Source organism: Tessaracoccus antarcticus (assembly GCF_003688855.1).
Lineage (GTDB): Bacteria > Actinomycetota > Actinomycetes > Propionibacteriales > Propionibacteriaceae > Arachnia > Arachnia antarctica.
Genome location: NZ_REFW01000004.1, coordinates 248,446 through 268,507 on the forward strand (window position 1 = coordinate 248,446; position 20,062 = coordinate 268,507).

18 protein-coding genes are annotated in these 20,062 nt (G+C 67.9%); 15 read left to right on the plus strand and 3 right to left on the minus strand.

Going from position 1 to position 20,062, the window contains the following annotated elements; translation table 11 throughout:
- The first annotated feature begins 30 nt into the window (after nucleotides 1-30).
- Nucleotides 31-1,869, plus strand: coding sequence for a glutamine--fructose-6-phosphate transaminase (isomerizing) (glmS, locus tag EAX62_RS14235; protein ID WP_121902388.1), 1,839 nt, complete (start codon nucleotides 31-33; stop codon nucleotides 1,867-1,869).
- Between the two features lie 74 nt (nucleotides 1,870-1,943).
- Here glmS and EAX62_RS16575 read toward each other — a convergent pair whose 3' ends face one another.
- Complete coding sequence (locus EAX62_RS16575; RefSeq protein WP_147454116.1) at nucleotides 1,944-2,492, minus strand: hypothetical protein; 549 nt, start codon at nucleotides 2,490-2,492, stop codon at nucleotides 1,944-1,946.
- Between the two features lie 339 nt (nucleotides 2,493-2,831).
- On the opposite strand from EAX62_RS16575, the gene EAX62_RS14245 reads away from it, so the two are divergent.
- From EAX62_RS14245 to EAX62_RS14255, 3 genes are all read left to right on the plus strand, one after another.
- Nucleotides 2,832-3,182, plus strand: coding sequence for a holo-ACP synthase (locus tag EAX62_RS14245; protein WP_121902390.1), 351 nt, complete (start codon nucleotides 2,832-2,834; stop codon nucleotides 3,180-3,182).
- Complete coding sequence (locus tag EAX62_RS14250; protein ID WP_121902391.1) at nucleotides 3,179-4,576, plus strand: NAD(P)H-hydrate epimerase; 1,398 nt, start codon at nucleotides 3,179-3,181, stop codon at nucleotides 4,574-4,576. Before EAX62_RS14245 ends, EAX62_RS14250 begins: the two co-directional genes overlap by 4 nt.
- A 128-nt stretch (nucleotides 4,577-4,704) precedes the next feature.
- Nucleotides 4,705-5,841 carry a glycosyltransferase family 4 protein gene (locus EAX62_RS14255; protein ID WP_121902392.1) on the plus strand — a complete coding sequence of 379 codons (1,137 nt, stop codon included), beginning with the start codon at nucleotides 4,705-4,707 and terminating at the stop codon, nucleotides 5,839-5,841.
- Nucleotides 5,842-5,849: 8 nt separating this feature from the next.
- Here the strand turns inward: EAX62_RS14255 and EAX62_RS14260 are convergent, their stop codons facing one another.
- Complete coding sequence (locus tag EAX62_RS14260; protein ID WP_121902393.1) at nucleotides 5,850-6,353, minus strand: copper chaperone PCu(A)C; 504 nt, start codon at nucleotides 6,351-6,353, stop codon at nucleotides 5,850-5,852.
- Between the two features lie 59 nt (nucleotides 6,354-6,412).
- Between EAX62_RS14260 and EAX62_RS14265 the strand changes: the two genes are divergently transcribed.
- The 7 genes from EAX62_RS14265 (at nucleotide 6,413) to EAX62_RS14295 (ending at nucleotide 13,646) form a co-directional block, all read left to right on the plus strand.
- The gene (locus tag EAX62_RS14265; RefSeq protein WP_121902394.1) at nucleotides 6,413-7,618 is read left to right on the plus strand and encodes a Dyp-type peroxidase; all 1,206 of its coding nucleotides are present in this window, start codon (nucleotides 6,413-6,415) and stop codon (nucleotides 7,616-7,618) included.
- Nucleotides 7,619-7,897: 279 nt separating this feature from the next.
- A complete protein-coding gene (locus tag EAX62_RS17195) occupies nucleotides 7,898-10,135 on the plus strand; it encodes a DEAD/DEAH box helicase (RefSeq protein ID WP_147454117.1) in 2,238 nt (745 codons plus the stop codon).
- Nucleotides 10,136-10,162: 27 nt separating this feature from the next.
- Nucleotides 10,163-11,092 (plus strand): tRNA (adenosine(37)-N6)-threonylcarbamoyltransferase complex ATPase subunit type 1 TsaE, encoded by a 930-nt coding sequence (gene tsaE, locus EAX62_RS14275; RefSeq protein WP_199711307.1) that lies wholly within the window; start codon nucleotides 10,163-10,165, stop codon nucleotides 11,090-11,092.
- Nucleotides 11,089-11,736, plus strand: a complete 648-nt coding sequence (gene tsaB, locus EAX62_RS14280) for a tRNA (adenosine(37)-N6)-threonylcarbamoyltransferase complex dimerization subunit type 1 TsaB (protein ID WP_121902396.1) — start codon at nucleotides 11,089-11,091, stop codon at nucleotides 11,734-11,736. Before tsaE ends, tsaB begins: the two co-directional genes overlap by 4 nt.
- Nucleotides 11,733-12,188 (plus strand): GNAT family N-acetyltransferase, encoded by a 456-nt coding sequence (locus EAX62_RS14285; RefSeq protein ID WP_121902397.1) that lies wholly within the window; start codon nucleotides 11,733-11,735, stop codon nucleotides 12,186-12,188. Before tsaB ends, EAX62_RS14285 begins: the two co-directional genes overlap by 4 nt.
- On the plus strand, nucleotides 12,185-13,228 hold the full coding sequence (gene tsaD / locus EAX62_RS14290) for a tRNA (adenosine(37)-N6)-threonylcarbamoyltransferase complex transferase subunit TsaD (RefSeq protein ID WP_121902398.1): 1,044 nt from the start codon (nucleotides 12,185-12,187) through the stop codon (nucleotides 13,226-13,228). Before EAX62_RS14285 ends, tsaD begins: the two co-directional genes overlap by 4 nt.
- A 13-nt stretch (nucleotides 13,229-13,241) precedes the next feature.
- Nucleotides 13,242-13,646: a hypothetical protein gene (locus EAX62_RS14295; RefSeq protein WP_121902399.1), complete on the plus strand. Its 405-nt coding sequence runs from the start codon at nucleotides 13,242-13,244 to the stop codon at nucleotides 13,644-13,646.
- A 38-nt stretch (nucleotides 13,647-13,684) separates the two neighbouring features.
- On the opposite strand, the gene EAX62_RS14300 is transcribed toward EAX62_RS14295, so the two are convergent.
- Complete coding sequence (locus EAX62_RS14300; protein ID WP_121902400.1) at nucleotides 13,685-14,077, minus strand: RNA-binding S4 domain-containing protein; 393 nt, start codon at nucleotides 14,075-14,077, stop codon at nucleotides 13,685-13,687.
- 69 nt (nucleotides 14,078-14,146) lie between these two features.
- On the opposite strand from EAX62_RS14300, the gene EAX62_RS14305 reads away from it, so the two are divergent.
- From EAX62_RS14305 to EAX62_RS14320, 4 genes are all read left to right on the plus strand, one after another.
- Nucleotides 14,147-15,295, plus strand: coding sequence for a THUMP-like domain-containing protein (locus tag EAX62_RS14305; protein WP_199711308.1), 1,149 nt, complete (start codon nucleotides 14,147-14,149; stop codon nucleotides 15,293-15,295).
- Between the two features lie 140 nt (nucleotides 15,296-15,435).
- Nucleotides 15,436-17,298 carry an ABC transporter substrate-binding protein gene (locus EAX62_RS14310; protein WP_121902401.1) on the plus strand — a complete coding sequence of 621 codons (1,863 nt, stop codon included), beginning with the start codon at nucleotides 15,436-15,438 and terminating at the stop codon, nucleotides 17,296-17,298.
- Between the two features lie 183 nt (nucleotides 17,299-17,481).
- Entirely contained in the window at nucleotides 17,482-19,002 is a 1,521-nt protein-coding gene (locus EAX62_RS14315; protein ID WP_121902402.1) for an ABC transporter permease, read from the plus strand.
- Nucleotides 18,999-20,057: an ABC transporter permease gene (locus EAX62_RS14320; RefSeq protein ID WP_233557973.1), complete on the plus strand. Its 1,059-nt coding sequence runs from the start codon at nucleotides 18,999-19,001 to the stop codon at nucleotides 20,055-20,057. Before EAX62_RS14315 ends, EAX62_RS14320 begins: the two co-directional genes overlap by 4 nt.
- Nucleotides 20,058-20,062 lie beyond the last annotated feature (5 nt).

Below are 20,062 nucleotides of genomic sequence, written 5' to 3' on the forward strand. Positions count from 1 at the left end.
AGTGAGCATTTGTGCTGTACGGTTCTCGACGTGTGTGGAATTGTGGGTTACCTGGGACAACGTGACGGACGAGCCGTGGTGCTCGATGGACTGAGGAGGCTGGAGTATCGCGGGTACGACTCGGCGGGTATCGCCGTGGTGGCCAACGGTGCCGTCGACTACCGCAAGAAGGCCGGCAAGATCGCGAACCTCGCAGCTGATCTGGACGCCCACCCCCTGCCCGTGACGGGCACGGCCATCGGCCACACCCGGTGGGCCACCCATGGCGCACCCACCGATGCCAACTCCCATCCCCACGTCGCCAAGCGGGCGGCGGTGGTGCACAACGGCATCATCGAGAACTTCACAGTCCTGCGCGCCGAGCTGGAACGCGAGGGGGCTGTCTTCAGCTCCGACACCGACTCAGAAGTCGCCGTCCACCTGCTGGAGCGTGAACTGGTGGCAGGCTCCGGCCTGGTGCAGGGCATGCGTGCCGTCGTCGCTCAGCTGGAGGGCGCTTTCACGCTCGTGGCCATCGACGCCGAGGACCCTGACCGCATCGTTGCGGCCCGCCGCAACTCCCCACTCGTGGTGGGTGTGGGGGAGGGCGAGTACTTCCTGGCCTCCGACGTGGCCGCCTTCATCGAGCACACCCGCGACGCCATCGAGCTGGGGCAGGACCAGGTGGTGGAGTTGACCCCCGAGGGTGTCAGCGTGACCGGCTTCGACGGGGGCCCCGCAGAGACCCGCGAATTCCGCATCGACTGGGACCTGGAAGCCGCGCAGAAGCAGGGCTTCGACTGGTACATGCGCAAGGAGATCTTCGAGCAGCCCAAGGCCGTGGCCGACACGCTGCTGGGTCGCCTCAACCAGCATGGCGAGCTCATGCTCGACGAGCTGCACATCAGCCCGGAGCTGCTGCGCCGCGTCAACAAGATCGTCATCGTCGCGTGCGGCACCGCCTTCTACGCCGGCCTCGTCGCGAAATACGCCATTGAGCACTGGACCCGCATCCCCTGCGAGGTGGAGCTGGCATCGGAGTTCCGGTACCGCGACCCCATCATCGATCCCGCCACGCTCGTGGTGACGATCTCCCAGTCCGGCGAGACGGCCGACACGCTCATGGCCATTCGCCACGCCCGTGAGCAGCAGGCCAAGGTGATCGCCATCTGCAACACCAACGGTGCCACCATTCCCCGCGAGTCCGACGCTGTCATCTACACCCACGCAGGCCCGGAGATCGGCGTCGCCTCCACCAAGGGCTTCACCACGCAGGTGGTGGCCTGCTACCTACTGGGCCTGTACCTGGCGCAGGTGCGGGGCATGAAGTACGGCGACGAGATCGCCGCCATCCTCGCGGAGCTCGAGACGATGCCGAGGCTCATGCAGGAGGTGCTCGACAACCAGGCACCCGTCCTGGAGTTGGCTGCCGAACTCAAGGACGCACCGTCCGTGCTGTTCCTCGGGCGCCACGTGGGGTACCCCGTCGCACTCGAGGGGGCGCTGAAACTCAAGGAACTCGCCTACATCCACGCTGAAGGATTCGCGGCCGGCGAACTGAAGCACGGTCCCATCGCCCTGGTGTCGCAGGGACTGCCAATGTTCGTGGTGGTGCCGCCGCGCGGCCGCGACCAGCTGCGGGACAAGGTGATCTCCAACATTGCCGAGGTGCGCGCCCGCGGCGCCCGGACGATCGTGCTGGCGGAGGCCGGCGACGACGAAGCCCGCGCCAACGCCGACACGTTCATCGAGCTTCCCAAGGTCTCCACGCTGCTGCAGCCCCTGGTCGCCACCGTGCCGCTGCAACTGTTCGCCTGCGAACTGGCCACCCTGTTGGGCCACGACGTCGACCAGCCCCGCAACCTGGCCAAGTCGGTCACGGTCGAGTGAGCCGTCGGGCCCCAGTTGGTGGGGCCCGGTGACGGTCGGATGACCGTGAGGGGTGGCTGTTGCGGCGCAGAGACTCAGGCGCAGCGGGAGTAGAAGGCCGGCTCTTGGCCTTCGGTGCCGAGTTCGATGAACTCCAGCGTCTTCCAGTCGTCCTTGGTCATCAGTGTGATCTGCGGCGTCAGGAGTGCGTCGCTGTCGTCGTGGTAGGCGAACTGGCCCACCATGCTGTTGGCATCGCTCTCCTTGATCGAATCGAGCTCGAAGAGGAAGGCGAACGAGCTGATCTTCCTGGCATCGATGGTGATGATGGCACCTTCGGCCTCCACCGCCTTGGTGCACTCTCGCGGCGTCTCCCCCTGGCTGACAGTGATCCACCTGCCATGAATCACGGCGGGGATCTGGTCGGTCGACGCGGACTCGCTGCGTGCGGGCTGCGAGGAAGTACTGGGCACCGGCGCAGGGCTTTCGGGCGCGGTCGGTGTCGCCGATTCGCCCGGCGAGGACGGAGACGTCACCGGTGGGGGACTGGTCTGCTCCGGTGTGTTCTGGGGTGAACCGCTGCACGCCGTCAGGAGACACAACAGGCCGATGGGGGCGAGACGCCCCAGTGTTTTCGTCGTCATGGTGTCAGGACTCCCAGGTGCGCGGTGGTCGGATCGTCGGGCTTGGACTGCGTCGACGCACGCCTGTACGCCGTGTCACCAGTCGACCACATTCACGGCTGAAGCAACAGTCGAGACGGCTCGCTCCCGGGCAACGATCACCGTGTCGAATTCGTGGGAGTGCCGGCCCCGGGGGCTGTGGAGCTGACGCGACGAAGGATTCGCCTCGTTGTGTTTCCTGAGTGGTCCCGCGACGAAGGAGCTGGGCGTCGCGAAGGATCTCGTGCACCGGCACGGGGTTCCCTGGCTTTTGATGGCGCCACGGGAGGCGCGACCGGTGGAGCGCCTAGGCTTGGGCCCATGATCGTGGGCATCGGGACGGACCTGTGCGTCGTCGAGCGGTTCGAGGCGATGCTGGAGCGTCGGCCGGGGTTGCTGGGGCGACTCCTGACCCCGGGGGAACAGGAACTGTCCCTGCCGTCGCAGGCTGCACGGTTCGCGGCCAAGGAGGCCCTCGCCAAGGCGCTGGGCTCACCGGGTGGCATGCGCTGGCTGGACTGTGAGGTCACCAAGTCCGAGGTGGGTGTGCCGTCGTTCGTGGCCACCGGCACCGTGGCGGCGCGGATCGCGGCGCTCGGGATCTCCTCGATCCATCTGTCCATCTCCCACGACGGTGGGTACGCAACAGCAATGGTGGTGTGTGAGTCATGAGAACAGTCGCAACAGCGTCCCACCTGAGAGCAGCCGAGGAAAAAGTGTTCTCGGAGCAGCCGGGGGTTGACCTGATGTCACGGGCGGCCGACGCCATCGTCTCCGTCGCGCGGGTGATCGCGCCCAGCGGTCCCGTGGTGGTGGCTGTCGGTCCCGGCAACAACGGGGGGGACGGCCTGTACGCGGCCGCCGCGCTGGCCGGCGACCGGGACGTGCTGGTGTGGTTGGCGATGGGTACGGGGCACGAGGCAGGCCTGCATGCCGCCGATGAGGCGGGTTGCCGTCAGGTGGATGCCGCGGAGGCCACGGAGTCACTCACCGACGCCTCGCTCGTCATCGACGCGGTCCTCGGCATTGGCGGCCGCGCAGGACTCCCTGAGCACCTCGCCATGTTCGTTGACGCCGTCGACGCCCTGGGCGTGCCCGTGCTGGCGGTCGACCTGCCCAGCGGACTCGACACCGACAGCGGTGCCGCCCACCCCAGCTTCCGCGCCGACTGCACCGTGACATTCGCCGCGCCCAAGCCCTGCCACGTCGTGGGCGAGGCCTCCGAGCGTTGCGGCGACCTCGTGGTGGTCGACATTGGCGTCCCCGTCCCCGACACCGGTGTGTTCGTGGCGGAGGAGTCCGACGTCGCCCGCTGGTGGCCGGTGCCCGGCCCGGACAGCCACAAGTACACCCGGGGCGTGGTCGGTCTTGACACGGGGTCCTCGCACTATCCGGGGGCGGCCCTGCTCGGGTGTGCCGGCGCGCTGCACGCCGGCCCAGGCATGGTGCGCTACCTGGGTGGTGCACCGCAGGGACTGGTGGTTTCACGCTTCCCCAGCGTCGTCATGGCGGACGGCAGGGTCCAGGCCATGGTGCTGGGCTCCGGGTGGGGTGACCTCGAGGACGCGGCCGAGCGCCTGGCCGGTGCCCTCAGCCGCGGCGTGCCGCTGGTGCTGGATGCTGACGCGCTGTCGCTCCTGCCCGCTGACCTGCCCCCCGGTAGCCTCCTGACGCCACACGCCGGGGAACTTGCACGCATGCTCGGAGTCCAGCGCCACGAGGTGGATGCCGACCCTATGGGCAAGGCGCGTGAGGCAGCCTCACGTTTTGGTGCCACGGTTCTCCTGAAGGGCGGCACGCAGTACGTGGCCACCCCGTCCGGCACCGTGACCATCGCCGTCCGCGGTCCTGCCTGGACGGGGCAGGCCGGGTCCGGCGACACCCTTGCGGGGGCGTGTGGAACGCTGCTCGCAGCGGGGCTGGAGGCGGACCGGGCGGCGATCCTGGGCGCCAGCCTCCAGGCCATCACAGCCAGCCGACACCCCGGCCCGCACCCGCCCGACGTGCTTGCCTCCTTCTTCCCGGACGTGATCGCCGACCTCGTGGACGTCGCGGACCTGCGCTGACGGAAAACTCCGTCCGGCACCGTTTTCGGCCCGGAGCGCGCCCATTTTCTGGTCTGGAAGCACTTTTTCGTCAGCTGACCACGTGGGGGCGGGAATTGCGTGGATGACTTTCACCTAGACTCCGTACCGTGAGAGTGGCTGTTATTGCGGAATCCTTCCTGCCGCAGGTCAACGGAGTCACCAACTCCGTCCTGCGGCTCTTGGAGCATCTCCGTGCCCATGGGCACGATGCCATGGTCATCGCCCCACAGGACGGAAACAAAACCCCGACCCACTACCTGGGCTACCCCGTGGAGACGGTTCCCTCCATCGGCCTACCCGGATACGGCACCGTGCGCCTCGTGACGACGCCGTCGCACACGGTGGAGCGGATGCTGACCGCCTTCGCCCCGGACATCATCCATCTGGCCGCCCCCTTCGCGATCGGGTTCAAGGCTGCTTCGGTGGCTGCCAAGCAGGGCATCCCCATGGTGGCCATCTACCAGACCGAGGTTCCCTCCTACGCGGCCCGCTACGGTTTCCCGCACCTGGAGCCGCTCCTGTGGCACCAGGTCCGCAAGACCCACCTGCTGGCAACGCTCAACCTGGCCCCGTCCACCTTTGCCCGCCAGCAGTTGAGGGCGCAGGGCATCCCGCGTGTCCGTGTGTGGGGCAGGGGCGTGGACGCCGTGCGCTTCACCCCTCTGAAGCGCTCCGACGCCCTGCATGCTCGTCTCGCTCCCAACGGGGAACTTCTGGTCGGCTACATGGGGCGCTTGGCCAACGAGAAGCAGGTGGAGGACCTGTCCGTGCTGGCCGACATTCCCCACAGCAAACTCGTCATCATCGGCGACGGCCCCGGGCGCTCAGTGCTGGAGCATGCGCTGCCGGGCGCCCACTTCCTCGGACACATGGAGGGTGACGAGCAGGCGACTGCACTGGCCAGCCTTGACGTCTTCGTCCACCCGGGCGAACTCGAGACGTTCTGCCAGTCGATCCAGGAGGCCAAGTCCTCCGGTCTTCCCGTGATCGCACCGCGCCGTGGTGGCCCCATCGACCTCATCGACCATGGCGTCACGGGGCTGCTCTACGAGCCCGGCGACCTTGCCGCCATGCGTGGCCACGTGGTCCGGCTGCTGGCCGACCCCGCCGAGCGGGAGGATTTGGGCACGGCGGCCCGCGCGTCCGTGGCCGACCGCACCTGGGAGAGCATCTGCGAGGAACTGATGGGCCACTACGCCGACGCCATCAAGCTGTCGAAACGCAGTGGCGTCTCCGTGTCCTGAGGGGTTGCTCAGCTGTCCTCGCTGGGCGCGTGCGAGTGGTAGGTGTCCTGCTCCTCGGTGAACTCCTTGACCGGTGCCAGCAGCTCGATCTCCTGGCCGTCGTCAAACGTCAGCGTGCAGGAGATTTCCTCGCCTCCCGCTGGGAGTTCGCGGGTCAGGTCCATGAGCATGATGTGGGGTCCGCCGGGCGCCAGGTGCAGGTGTGACTCCTTCGGCACCACGAGGCCGCCCTTGGCCTCGCGCATCGCCATGCCGCCGTCCTGCTCCACCATTTCGTGCACCTGGATCATCCCTGCAACGTCCCCGCAGTCAGCGGACGTCAGCGTGATGTCGGCGGAGGTGGGGTTCGTCAGATTCACGAAGAGTGCCGACATGTCCGGCTGCTCAGAGCCGTCGGTGGTGCGGACCCAGGGGTCACCGGAAATCACGCCCGTGGTGGTGTCCTGGGCCGGCGTGCTGCAGGCCCCCAACAAGATCGTCGCGGCAACGGCAGGTACCAACCATGTCTTCATGGGACGCGATCCTACAAGCCCGGCTGGATGATCATTTTCTCCTTTCATAGACTGGGCCCATGTCCGATCCCACACCCATGAAGCGCCGCTCCCTCTTCGGGTACGCCGGCGCCGCGGGCGTGGGCGCTGCAGCCGGGATCGTAGGTGGCCGTGTCAGCCTCGGCGACCCGCCCGGCCCCCACGGACTGCCAGTGGGGGAGGGCGTCACCCGTCAGCGGCACGATCCCTACGGGGTGCACCAGTCCGGAATCCTCACGCCGGCCCCCGCCGCCCACCGGCTCCTGGCCCTGGACCTGCTCGGCAAGACCGACGCCGGCGCGCTGGCGCGGCTGATGCGGGTCTGGAGCGGAACCATCGCCGCCTTGATGGCCGGGCGACCGGCGCCCGGGGATGCGACGCCAGACCTGGCGCAGGAGGGCGTGTCCCTGACCATCACGGTCGGCATGGGCCCCGGCGTGTTCCGCCTCCCCGGGCTGGAGGACAAACGCCCTGCTGGGTTCCAGGACATCCCACCCATGGACCACGACAAGTTGCAGGAGCGCTGGGTGGGTGGCGACCTTGTGGTGATGGTGCAGGCAGACGACGAGACCACCGTCGCGCACGCCAGCCGCCGGATGACCGTTGATGCCCGACCGTTCGCGCTGCCCCGCTGGAGCCAGGCCGGCTCGTGGCGGGGGGTGGACCCCAGCGGCAACCCCGTGACGGGCCGCAACCTGTTCGGTCAGGTGGACGGCAGCCGCAACCCGTCCGCCGAGGAACTGGGGCAGGCCCTGTGGTCCACCGACGGGTGGCTGTCCAACGGCACCCAACTGGTGGTGCGTCGCATCCAGATGGACCTCGACGAGTGGGACGCCCTGGTGCGGGACCGGCAGGAGAAGGCAGTCGGCCGGAACCTCCAGGACGGTGCCCCACTGACCGGGGGAAGTGAGAAGGACGACATCGACCGCACAGCCCAGGTCGACGGCGTCCCCGTGGTGGCGCTCGACGCCCACGCCCGGCGCGCGCACCCGGCCGAGAACAGGGGCCGACGAATGCTGCGACGCGGCGTCAACTACAGCCACGTCGACGACGCGGGGCAGGAAACGGCCGGTCTTCTGTTCATGGCCTTCCAGGCCAGCATCGCCGAGCAGTTCATTCCCGTCCAGCAGACCCTGGATGCCTCCGACGCGCTCAACGAGTGGACCACGGCCATCGGTTCAGCCGTCTTCGCGCTGCCACCCGGCTTCTCTGCGGATCACCACCTGGCGTCTGGACTGTTCGACTGAGCTCTGCATCCACGTCTTTGGGGAAATGCGGTAACAACCGGTAAAGTGGCCCACGGCCAGATTGGCCCCCCGCGACCGCGCTGCTCCGGTCCGCGTATTTGCACCGCAGGCCGGGTTCTGGGCCGCTACATTTTTGGAACAGCAGCACCATCGAGGCGCAGAAGCACATTGCGACCTCTGGCCGTCTTGTATTGGGACACCTTCAGGGACGAGACGAGCCACGCCGGGCGCAAACGCCGCCGGGCTCGTGAACCACCCGTTAAGGAAAACCGTATGGCCATGGCCAACAAAAAAGCACCCAAATCACGCAAGGTCGACGGCAAGCCCAAGAAGCGCTGGAGCGCTGCCGAGCGCGCCGCCAAGGGCGTCGCCCCCCGCAAGGGCGGCGGCCACCGCCCCTACGAGGGCTCCCGCCCCTACGTTGACCGCAAGGACGGTGCTGCCGGCGACGACCGCGCACCCCGCTCCGACTCCGGCCGCGACGACCGCGCACCCCGCAGCACCACTTCCCGCGATGACCGCGGCTCCTTCGATCGTCGTGGCCCCGGTTCCGACCGTCCCGCATACGGCCGGTCCGCCTCGTCAGATCGTCGCGATTCGGGTTCGACGGGTCGTCCGTCGTTCGATCGTCGCGATTCGGGTTCCACGGGTCGTCCGTCGTTCGATCGTCGCGATTCGGGTTCCACGGGTCGCCCCTCGTTCGACCGCCGCGATTCCGGCTCCTCCGATCGTCGCGATTCCGGTTCCACGGGTCGCCCCTCCTTCGGCCGTCGCGACTCCGGCTCCAGCTTCTCCAGCGACCGTCGCTCCGAGGACCGCGGCCGCTACCAGGACCGCAACACCTCCAGCGAACGCCCCACGTTCCAGGAGCGCAACGAGCGTCCCCGCTACCAGGACCGCAACACCTCCAGCGATCGCGGCTTCCAGAGCCGTGGGCGCGACGACCGGTCCCGCTCCGATGATCGTGGCCCGCGTCGCACCGATGACCGCGACTCACGCGGCTCAGAGCGTCCCAGGCACTTCGCCTCCGAAGGTGGCCGTGGCGAACGCCGTGGCCCCTCGGGCGACTTCCGCGATCGTGCCTTCCAGCCGCGCCGCGACAATCACCACGACCGTGGCGGCAGCAACTCCGACCACAACGCCGAAGCCGACCAGATGAGCTGGACCGCCCGCGACGTCGTCGACGTCGAGGTGTCGGCCGCACACCAGGCGTCCGGCTTCGCCGAGCTGGGTGTCGCACTCCCGCTCGTGGCGCAGCTCAGCACCAAGGGCATCACCGAGCCCTTCCCGATCCAGAGCGCCACCATCGTCGACGGCATCGCGGGACGCGACGTCCTCGGCCGTGGCCGCACCGGCTCCGGCAAGACGCTGGCCTTCGGCCTGTCCATGCTGACCCGCCTGGCCGACGGCAAGGCCTCGGGCTCGCCCCGGGCGATGATCATCACCCCCACCCGTGAACTGGCACTCCAGATCGCTGACGACCTCTCGCCGCTGGCGAGCACCCTGGGGCTCCACCTGACGCTCATCACCGGTGGCATGTCCTACATCCCGCAGGCCCGCGCCTTCGAGCGCGGCGTTGACATCGTCGTGGCCACGCCCGGCCGTCTCATCGACCTGCTGGAGCAGGGCACCGCCGACCTCTCGCAGGTGGAGATCACCGTCCTCGACGAGGCCGACCACATGAGCGATCTGGGCTTCATGCCCGCCGTCACGACGCTGCTTGAGGCCGTCCCGAGCGACGGGCAGCGCATGCTGTTCTCCGCGACGCTCGACCATCAGGTGGACCGTCTGGTTCGCAAGTTCCTGCACGACGCCGTCACGCACGAGGTGGACTCGTCGAAGAACGCCGTCACCACGCTCACACACCACATGCTGCAGCTGGCTCCGCACCACAAGAACCCCATCACCGCGGAGATCGCGAACCGTGACGGCAAGACCGTCATCTTCGCCCGCACCCAGATGGGCGTGGAGCGCATCGCCGGACAGCTCCGCGAAGTGGGTGTCATGGCTGGTGGGCTCCACGGTGGTCTCACCCAGGGTGCTCGCGCACGCGTTCTGGCCGCATTCAAGGGCGACGATCTGCCCGTCCTGGTGGCCACCGACGTCGCCGCTCGAGGCATCCACGTCGATGATGTCTCACTCGTGCTGCAGGTGGACCCACCCATGAACTCCAAGGACTACCTGCACCGCGCTGGACGTACCGCCCGCGCCGGTGAAACAGGTGCCGTCGTCAGCATTGTCCTGCCGCACCAGCGCAAGGAAATGCGTCGCATCTCCGGTCAGGCCGGTGTGCATGTTGCCCCGCTCGATGTTGCTCCCGGCAGCGTCGACCTGCGCGAGTCCACCGGTGCCCGCGTGCCGTCAGGCACCCCGATCGCCGAGTCGGACTACCAGCGCCTGATTGCCCCCAAGCAGCAGCCGCGTCGTCCGCAGTCGCGTGGCAACAGCGGTGGCGGCGGTGGATTCCGCAAGCGCCAGGGTGGCGGCGGTGGCGGTCGCAACCGCACCTGGAAGTAAGTCAACCAGCGCTAGACTCGGCCAGCCATGAACTCACCTCCACAGGTCAGCCTCAGGCTGGCCGAACTCGTTGATGCACCCGCCATGCTGCAGGTGATCCATGACGCGTTCGCGCACCGACGCCATGTCGACCCACCCCCTGCAGCGCTCAGCGACACGGTCGAGGACATCGAGCAGGCCCTGCGTGAGGGCCACGGGGTCTGCGCCGTGGTCGACACCGAGATCGTCGCCTGCGTCCTCGTCGACATCCACGGACCCGTCGCAACCCTGCGGCGGGTCAGTGTTGTCCCCGGCGCCGCCGGTGGCGGTCTCGCCCGCGCCCTCGCGGAGGCGGCCGGAGACCTCGCGGCCACCCTCGGTGCCCGCCGGGTGGAACTGCTGACCCGCAGGGAATTCCCCGAGCTCCTCGCCTGGTGGGAGCGTCACGGCTTCGACGTGGTGCGTGAGGACGCGGACGGGTTCATCCTGGGCCGTGACCTCCCCGTCATCCTGGAGGTGCCCACGGCGGAGGCCATGCAGGCGCTCGGCGGGCGTCTCGCCGGTGTGCTGCGGGCCGGTGACGTGCTCGTCGTCGACGGGGAGCTGGGCGCCGGCAAGACCACGCTGGCCAAGGGCCTGGGCGCGGGTCTCGGGATAGCCGGCCCCGTGATTTCGCCCACCTTCGTCATCTCACGGGTCCACCGCAGCCTCACCGACGGGCCCCACCTCGTGCACGTCGACGCCTACCGTCTGGGCGACGCTGCCGAACTCTCCGACATCGACCTCGACGCCTCCCTCGAGGAGTCGGTCACCTACATCGAGTGGGGGCAGGGGAAGGCCGAATGGCTCGCCGAGGACCGCCTCGAGGTGGAGATCTGGCGGAGCACCGACCCCGCCGCCGACGGCCGCACCGTCCGCCTGACCGGCATCGGCCGGCGCTGGGCGGGTGCGCTCGAGACCATGCGGGAGCAACCATGACCTGGACACTGGCTATCGACACGTCCCACCACGTCGCCGTCGGGCTCGCGCGGGACGGCGTCGCCGTGGATTCCGAGGTGGTCACCAACACCCGCGCCCACGGCGAGGCCCTCATGCCGTGCGTGGTAGAGGTGTGCCGCCGCAGCGGGCTGACCGTGGCCGACATCGACGAGTTCGTCGTCGGCATGGGCCCGGGACCCTTCACGGGGTTGCGGGTCGGCATTGCGGCCGCCGCCACCCTGGCGCACCTGGCCGGCCGAGACCTGCACCACGTCTGCTCCCTCGACGCCCTGGCGCTGCAGTGGCGGGCAGAGGATGCGCCCACGGAGTTCGTGGTGGCCTCCGATGCCCGGCGCAAGGAGCTCTACTGGGCCCATCACAGGGACGGCGCCCGCGTGGGGGAACCTCAGGTGGGGGCACCCGAGACCTTGCCTGACGTCCCCGTCGCCGGCCCCGTACCCGAAGCAATGCGTGACCGGGTCCGGTTCGATGCGTCCGGGCCCACCACCATCGACGCCGCACTGCTGGCTGCACGCTGGAGCGAGCTGCCCGAGGCCCCGTCGGAGCCGTACTACCTTCGCCCCGCCGACGCCACCGTCGGAGGGCCGCCCAAGTCGGCGCTGCCGCGGCTGAGGCTCCGGTGAGTGACGTGAGCGTGGCCGGACTCACCGACCTGCCTGCCCTGATGTCACTCGAGAGTTCCTTTCCCGCGTCCCAGCGGTGGAGCGCGGACTCGTGGCGCGAGGAACTGATTGCCGTCAACAGGCGCGTCCTGGTGTGCGGCGGGGAGGGCGTCGTGGAGGCTGCGGCCACCTTTGCGCTCTGTGATGACGTCGTTGACCTCCACCGCATCGTCACGTCCCCTGCCGCCCGACGCCGCGGACTGGCGCGCCAGTTGCTGGCGGCCGGTATCGGGTGGGCCGAGGCGCAGGGAGCCTGCCGGATGCTGCTGGAGGTGGAGGCAACCAACGCCGCCGCACTGGCGCTGTACGCCACACAAGGATTCCTCCCGATTGCCGAGCGGCGCGACTACTACGGTCCCGGTGCGCACGCCGCGATCCTGGAGCGGTCGATGAGTGAAGGAGAACAGCCGTGAATGAACCACTGGTCCTGGGCATCGAGTCCTCCTGCGACGAGACGGGCGTCGGCATCGTCCGTGGCCGCGAGCTCCTCGCCAACGAGGTGGCCAGCTCCGTCGACCTGCACGTCAGGTTCGGGGGAGTGGTGCCGGAGGTGGCCAGCCGGGCACACCTCTCAGCCATGGTGCCCGCTCTGGAGCGCGCCGTCGCCGCCGCAGACATCGACCTGCGTCAGCTCGATGCCGTCGCCGTCACGGCCGGCCCCGGCCTCATGGGGGCACTCCTGGTGGGCATCTCCTCGGCCAAGGCTCTGGCCACATACCTCAACAAGCCGCTCTACGGGGTCAACCACCTCGTGGGGCACGTGGCCGTGGACCTCCTGGAGGACGGCGAACTGCCCATGCCCAGCGTGGCCCTGCTCGTCTCCGGCGGCCACACCTCGCTGCTGCACGTCACCGACATGACCCGCTCCATCACGGAGGTGGGCTCCACCATCGACGATGCCGCCGGCGAGGCCTACGACAAGGTCGCGCGACTCCTCGGCCTGGCCTATCCCGGTGGGCCGGTCATCGACAAGCTGGCCGCCGACGGTGACCCCGGGGCCATCGCCTTCCCACGGGGTCTGACGGCCCGCCGTGACATGGAGCAGCACCGCTTCGACTTCTCCTTCTCCGGGTTGAAGACCGCGGTGGCCCGGTGGGTGGAGCTGCGACGCCTGGAGGGCAAGGACATTCCCGTGGCCGACGTGTGCGCCAGCTTCCAGGAGGCCGTCTGCGACGTCCTCACCCGCAAGGCCGTGGACGCCGCCCGCCACTTCGACGTCGACACGATGCTGCTGGGCGGGGGAGTGGCCGCCAACTCGCGTCTGCGCACCCTTCTGGAGGAGCGCACGGCCGCCGTCGGCATCGAGCTGCGCCGCCCGCGACCTGCGCTGTGCACCGACAACGGGGCCATGATCGCCGCCATCGGTTCCGAGGTGGTGCGTGCCGGGGTGGCGCCGTCGTCCCTGGACTTCAGCGCCAACCCGGGGCTGCCCGTCTCCACCGTCGTGGTCTGAGGAGGCCGACACCGTGGACTTGGAGAAGCTGGCCATCGAGGGCGATGCTCTGCAGGAGAAGGGCGATCTCGACGGCGCCATCGGTGTCTGGACCGGTGCGCTGCGCCACCTGCCGGACCCAGCTGTGGAGGACCCTCTGAGCGTGTGGTTCCTCGCCTCGATCGGCGACGCCCAGTTCGAGTCCGGACGCTTTCTCGAAGCCGTCGCCGCAACGGGGCAGGCGTTGCTGGCTGGCGGGGCGGACACCGGCTTCGTGTGGCTGCGTCGAGGTCAGTCACTCGTGGAGTTGGGCGACCTCGACGCCGGCGTCGAGGCACTGACGAACGGATTCATGCTGGAGGGTGAGGCGATCTTCGAGGACGAGGACCCCAAGTACGAGGCGCTGCTGCGGGAGCGCGGCATCATCCCTGACGAATGAGGCACTCTGCCGGAGCAGTGCCCCACGCGTCCGTGAATCTACGGGTGCCAGTCTTCGTCCGGAAGGTGATCGCGCTCGTCGCGACCGATGAGGTGGTCGATGGCTCGGCGGTCCCGCTTGGTGGGGCGTCCGGCGCCGCGGTCACGGCGACCGACGGGTACCGACAGGTGTGAGGGACGCTCGGGGGAGCGGTCGACGTAGGCCTCGATGGCCACGGTGTGCCCCACCCGCTTGGTCAGAAGCTGGACCACCTCGAACTCGCGGACCCAGCCCGGCTCCTTCACCGTGACACGATCGCCGGGTTTGATGACCCGCGCAGGCTTGACGGGGTCGCCGTTGAGGCGCACGTGTCCGCCGCGCACCGCGTTGGTGGCCATGGATCGCGTCTTGAAGAGCCGCACCGACCACAACCACACATCAAGCCTTGCCATGGACGTCCTCACTCCCGGGTCAGCCCTGAGCCTACTGGCGCCGTGCGTCCTCCTCTGTAGGTTGGTCCCGTGGACATCCTCTCCGAGCAGGGCCGGGCCGCGATGGCAGCCGCCAGTGCCGAGGCCGACCCCGGGTCCCTGGGGGCTGCGGGGCGGATGCGGAAGGACTTTCCCCCGGAGCTTGCCGCCGCCGCCCTGTCGCAGGTGACGCTTCGCCGACGCGCACGTCCCAAACTGCCATGGGCCGACGACATGTTTTTCACGCCGGAGGGGCTGGAGCAGGCCACCAGGCACGAGGTCGCCGCCTGGCGTGCACGGCAGTTCCTCGCCGCTGGGATCGCGGACGTGTTCGACCTCGGGTGCGGGATCGGTGCGGACTCCATGGCCTTCCTGGAGGCGGGGCTGGTGGCGCACGCCGTCGAGACCGACCCGGACACTGCCGCACTCGCCACCGCGAACCTGGCACTGATGGGAGGGAACCCCGTCCTGGTGGCGCGCGCCGAGGACGTGGACGTTCCTGAACGGGCGGGGGTCTTCCTCGACCCCGCCCGCCGCACGGATCGCGGCCGGACGTGGCGGGTGGAGGACTTCTCGCCGCCGTGGTCGCTGGTGCTGCACCACCTGGCAGCTCAGGCCTTCTGCTGCGTCAAGATGGGGCCAGGCCTCCCGAAGGGGCTCATTCCCGACGGTGTCCGCGCCACCTGGGTGTCCCACCGCGGTGACGTCGTCGAGGCGTCCCTGTGGAACGGTGCGGGTCCGGCCCGAGCGGCCGTGGTCTTCCCACGTGACGGTGGCGCCCCCGTCGAGCTCGCGGCCGACGTGCCGCGGGAACTGCCGGTGCGCCCCCCGGGCCGTTTCGTCATCGAACCCGACAACGCCGTCGTGCGCGCGGGCCTCGTCACGGAGATTCAACCGCAGGTGGACCTGTGGCTGCTGGACGAGCACACCGCCTACCTCTCCGCCGACGAACCGGTGGACACCCCGCTTGCCGACTGCTTCGAGGTGGTGGACATCCTGGACTACGACATTGCCACCCTGCGCAGGTACGTGGCCCAGCACAACATCGGCACCCTGGAGATCAAGAAACGGGCCATCGACGTGGATCCGGCTGCGCTGCGCAAGCAACTGCGGCCGAGGGGAGCAGCACGGGCGACCCTCATTCTGGCCCGCACGCCCCGGGGGGCGCGGGTCATCGTCGCCAACCGCCTCAGGCTTTGACACCCCCCGCGGGTGGCAATCGGGTAACAAATCGGACTCAAAGGGCTCGGCTTGGTTCCGAATGCGCCAATGAGTCGCTAGTGTCCGCAGCATTGCGTCCCCATTAATTGGGGGCGGGCTTGCTAGGACAAGGAGACAGTATGAAGTTCAGATCAAAGGGTGCAGCAGTGCTCGGTCTGGCCCTGAGCAGTGCGCTGATGCTTGGCGCCTGCACCAGTGGCCAAGATCCCGAGACCACACCCGAGCCGGGCACGAGTGATTCTGCGACGATGCAGACCTCCGAGAGCGCTCCCACGGAGACCGGTGGCACCACTGGCTGCCTGCAGGACGTCGGTATCACCGAAACCACTGACGGTCAGGTCAGCTTCACCGCCGGCCCGGGCAACTGGAGCGGGTACAACTCCGTGACCAGCGCCACCTACTCGACGTACAACAGCGTGATCGCCAACCAGATGTTCTCCGGGTTCGTGTACTTCGGTACCGACGGCACCATCTGTGAGGACAAGGACTTCGGTTCCCTCGAGGTCGTTTCCGAGGATCCGCTGCAGGTCAAGTACACGATCTCCGACGCAGCTGTGTGGTCCGACGGCACCCCCGTCACCATCAACGACTTCCTCCTTGACTACACCGCGCAGAACCCCGAGTGGCTCGTGCCCGGCTACGCCAACGGCAAGGACGAGAAGGCCGAACCGCTGTTCGACCACGTCAGCAACTCCTTCGCGGCCGACGCGCCCGAGGGCCCGGAGGGCGAAGTGGGTGCCAAGGAATTCACGGTGACCTTCGCCAACAAGAACCCCGACTACAAGCTCATCGTGACGGCCCCGCTGCCCGCCCACGTCGCAGCGAAGCAGTCCGGCCTCGAGCCCGACGCGCTGGCCAAGGCGATCCTCGACCGCGACGCCGAGACCGTCAAGAAGGTCGCCAAGTTCTGGAACACCGGTTGGGCCTACAACCCCGGCGAGCTTCCTGACCTGGCGCAGACCCCCTCCAGCGGGCGCTACATCCTGAAGGAAGGCGGCTGGCAGGCCGACACCGCGTTGACCCTGGTGGCCAACGACAAGTACTGGGGCAAGCCCGCAGGCATGAAGAACATGATCTTCCGCTTCATCGATGACGCGCAGATGGCCCAGGCCCTGCAGAACGGTGACGTGCAGGTCATTTCCCCCCAGGCCACGGTGGACACCGTCGCCCAGCTGAAGAACATCGGCGAATCAGTCAAGGTTGACACCAACCAGACGCTGACGTGGGAGCACATCGACTTCAACTTCCGCGACACCAACGAGTTCTCCGACGCCAAGGGCGGCCTTGCGCTGCGTGAGGCCTTCGCCCTGTGCGTCCCGCGCCAGAGCATCGTCGACTCGCTCATCAAGCCGATCAACCCTGACGCCGTCGTCATGAACGCCCGCGAACGCTTCCCGTTCCAGGACGACTACGCCGACGTCGTGAAGGCGTCCTACGACGGCCGCTACGACGCCGTCGACATCGAGGCCGCCAAGGCCAAGATCGCCGAGTCCGGCGTGGCCACCCCGGTCAACGTCCGCATCGGTTACCGTGCCGGCAACCAGCGCCGCGCAGAGACCGTCGCCGCCATCCAGGCCTCCTGCAAGGACGCCGGCTTCAACGTGACGGACAACAGCTCGGCGGACTTCTTCGAGAAGGACCTCGTCAACGGCGACTACGAAGTGGCGCTGTTCGCGTGGGCCGGCTCCGGTCAGATTGCTTCCGGCCAGAACATCTACTCCACGGGCCTGCCGCAGAACTACGGCGAGTACAGCAACAAGGACGTGGATGCTGCCTGGAAGACACTTGCCGGCTCGCTCGACAAGACGGTTCAGGAGGAGCAGGTCAAGGTCATCGAGAAGCTGCTCTGGGACACCCTGTACGGCCTTCCCATCTACGCCCACCCCGGCGTTGTGGCCTACGACTCCCGCGTGGAGAACGTGCGCCCCACCTCCGGTCAGGACGGCGTGAGCTGGAACGGCTCCCAGTGGGTGGTCAAGTGACACCCTGCCCGGTGTCCACACCACGCTGAACAGTGATGGGGGTGGGTGGCCGAACAGGCCACCCACCCCCATCTTTTGCCCCTTGTCGCCACCGCAGAAGTAGGCTGCCGATAGCTTTGACACGGAATGACCCGTGAATGAGTGAATCCGGCAAGGGCCTCCGCTACGTCAGAAGGACCGTTCGTGACCAAGTTCATCGCCAAACGGCTGGGAATTTCCCTGGTCATCCTGTTGTTGGGATCAGCACTGCTGTACATCCTCACCGTCAACTCCGGTGACCCACTCCAGGACCTGCGTGAGTCGAACTCGCCCAACCGCGAGAACCTGATCCGTCAACGCACTCTCAACATGCGTCTCGACGTTCCTTGGTACCTGCGGTACTTCACGTGGCTCGGCGGCGCATCCAAGTGCCTCATCGGCGCCTGTGATCTCGGTAAGAACATCGCGGGTCAGGACGTCACCAGCCTGGTGGTCAACGCTGCCGGCTCCACGCTCCGTCTGGTGGTCCTCGCGACGGTCCTGGCCATCGCGATCGGCGTCACGCTGGGTGTTGTGAGCGCTGTGCGCCAGTACAGCGGCTTCGACTACGCCACCACCTTCATGGCCTTCGTGTTCTTCTCGCTGCCCGTGTTCTGGGCCGCCGTGCTGCTGAAGAACTACGCAGCCATCAAATTCAACAACTGGTTGGTTGATCCCACCTTCAGTCCGGTGACGATAGTGGTCACGGCCCTGATAGCGGCATTCGTCCTGCAGGCCGCCATGGGGGGCAACGCACGACGGCGGCTCATCACCTTCGCTGCCTCCGCAGTGGTGTTCGCCGGGGTGATGTTCTACTTCGACGCCGTCACATGGTTCCGCTACCCGTCCATCGGTCTGCCCATCTACATTCTGGGCGTGTTGGGGGCGGGAGTCCTCGTCCTGTCCATGACGTCGGGCTTCGACAACAAGCGGGTGCGCAACGCTGTCGCCCTGACCGCGGTGGTGGCCATCGGCGGCTACGCCGCCGTGCGAGGCCTCCTCATGGAGTCCCCGAGCACCCCGCTGCTGCTGTTGTGCGGGCTGGCAGGTCTGGTCGTGGCTTTCCTGGCCGGTTGGTTCCTCGGCGGGTTCTCCCGCAAGCAGGCGGTCATCGCGTCATTCGTGCTGGCCCTGGTGGCCGCCTTCATCGCCATCTCCGACCTGCTGTTGAGCAACTGGAGTGGCTACCTGAAGCTGCAGTCCCGTCCCATTCCCACCATCGGTTCGGTGACCCCCAACTTCACGGCCGGGTACTGGGGCCACACCATCGACACGCTGACCCACCTGCTGCTGCCCACCATCGTGCTGACACTGGTGTCCATCGCCAGCTACACCCGCTACACCCGCGCCTCGATGCTGGACGTCCTGAACCAGGACTACATCCGCACGGCACGGTCGAAGGGCATATCCGAGGGCAAGGTCGTCACCCGGCACGCCCTGCGCAACTCCATGATCCCGCTGGCCACCATCGTCGCGTTCGACTTCGCCGGCCTCATCGCCGGCGCCGTGGTCACCGAGACCGTGTTCGGGTGGCAGGGCATGGGCAACCTGTTCAGACAGGGGCTGCTCCAGATCGATCCGAACCCGGTGATGGGCTTCTACCTCGTCACCGGCACCGCGGCCGTGTTCATGAACATGATTGCCGACATCGCCTACGCCTTCCTGGACCCGAGGATCTCCCGATGACCAGCAACGATGACCAGACAAGACCCACGGAGCCCGTCATGGGTGACATGCCCGAGAAGACCGACCCCCTGGATCATCTGCTCTCGGTGGACGAGCCCGAGAAGACCGACCTCCACGACCATCTGCTCACGGTGGAGGAGGACCTGGAGGGCAATACCGACAGGTCCTACTCCCAGGGCGCCCTGGTGCTGCGACGGTTCCTGCGGCACCGCGGTGCCATGGTGGCCGTCGGTGGCCTCGTGATCGTCCTCCTGCTGGCCTTCACCTCCATCGGGGTCGGCCCGCTGCCGGGTTGGTGGCCGAAGAACTACAGCGACCTCTACCCGCTGATGAACGGCGGCGCGCCGACGATGAAGCTGTGGCCGCCGGCGATCGGGGAACACCCGTTCGGGCAGGACACCATCGGCAAGGACTACTTCGCGCAGGTGATGCGCGGTGCACAGATTTCTCTGTTCATCGCTTTCGCGGTGGGCATCATGGCAACGATCATCGGCACGATCATCGGCGCGGCCGCAGGCTACCTGCGCGGCTTCGTCGAGGCGTTCCTGATGCGCACCACCGACCTTTTCATCATCATCCCCACGCTCGTGCTCGCCGCGGTACTGGGCCAGATGGCGTCCAAGGCCGGTGTGATCGCCCTCGCGCTCGTGCTGGGTCTCGTGTCGTGGACGGGGTTGGCGCGTCTGGTGCGCGCTGAGGTCCTGTCGCTGAGGGAGCGGGAGTTCGTGGCCGCGGCCCGAGCCATCGGCACACCCACACCCCGCATCATCATGCGCCACATCCTGCCCAACGCGCTGGGGACAATCGTCGTGAACGCGACGCTGCTGATTTCGGCCGCCATCCTCATCGAGTCGGCCCTGTCCTTCCTGGGCTTCGGTGTCAAGCCACCGGACACCTCCCTGGGGCTGTTGATCTCCAACTACCAGAGCGCCCTGACCACCAGGCCGTGGCTGTTCTGGTGGCCCGGTGTCTTCATCCTGGCCATCGCGCTGTGCGTCAACTTCATCGGCGACGGCCTGCGCGACGCCTTCGACCCGCGTCAGCAGATGGACTGAGGAGC

What these genes read in the sequence shown, in the direction of transcription:
- EAX62_RS16575 (WP_147454116.1), bottom strand. Translation starts at nt 2,492, where the DNA reads ATGACGACGAAAACACTGGGGCGTCTCGCCCCCATCGGCCTGTTGTGT.
- EAX62_RS14245 (WP_121902390.1), top strand. Translation starts at nt 2,832, where the DNA reads ATGATCGTGGGCATCGGGACGGACCTGTGCGTCGTCGAGCGGTTCGAG.
- EAX62_RS14250 (WP_121902391.1), top strand. Translation starts at nt 3,179, where the DNA reads ATGAGAACAGTCGCAACAGCGTCCCACCTGAGAGCAGCCGAGGAAAAA.
- EAX62_RS14260 (WP_121902393.1), bottom strand. Translation starts at nt 6,353, where the DNA reads ATGAAGACATGGTTGGTACCTGCCGTTGCCGCGACGATCTTGTTGGGG.
- EAX62_RS14265 (WP_121902394.1), top strand. Translation starts at nt 6,413, where the DNA reads ATGTCCGATCCCACACCCATGAAGCGCCGCTCCCTCTTCGGGTACGCC.
- EAX62_RS17195 (WP_147454117.1), top strand. Translation starts at nt 7,898, where the DNA reads ATGGCCAACAAAAAAGCACCCAAATCACGCAAGGTCGACGGCAAGCCC.
- tsaE (WP_199711307.1), top strand. Translation starts at nt 10,163, where the DNA reads ATGAACTCACCTCCACAGGTCAGCCTCAGGCTGGCCGAACTCGTTGAT.
- tsaB (WP_121902396.1), top strand. Translation starts at nt 11,089, where the DNA reads ATGACCTGGACACTGGCTATCGACACGTCCCACCACGTCGCCGTCGGG.
- EAX62_RS14300 (WP_121902400.1), bottom strand. Translation starts at nt 14,077, where the DNA reads ATGGCAAGGCTTGATGTGTGGTTGTGGTCGGTGCGGCTCTTCAAGACG.
- EAX62_RS14310 (WP_121902401.1), top strand. Translation starts at nt 15,436, where the DNA reads ATGAAGTTCAGATCAAAGGGTGCAGCAGTGCTCGGTCTGGCCCTGAGC.
- EAX62_RS14320 (WP_233557973.1), top strand. Translation starts at nt 18,999, where the DNA reads ATGACCAGCAACGATGACCAGACAAGACCCACGGAGCCCGTCATGGGT.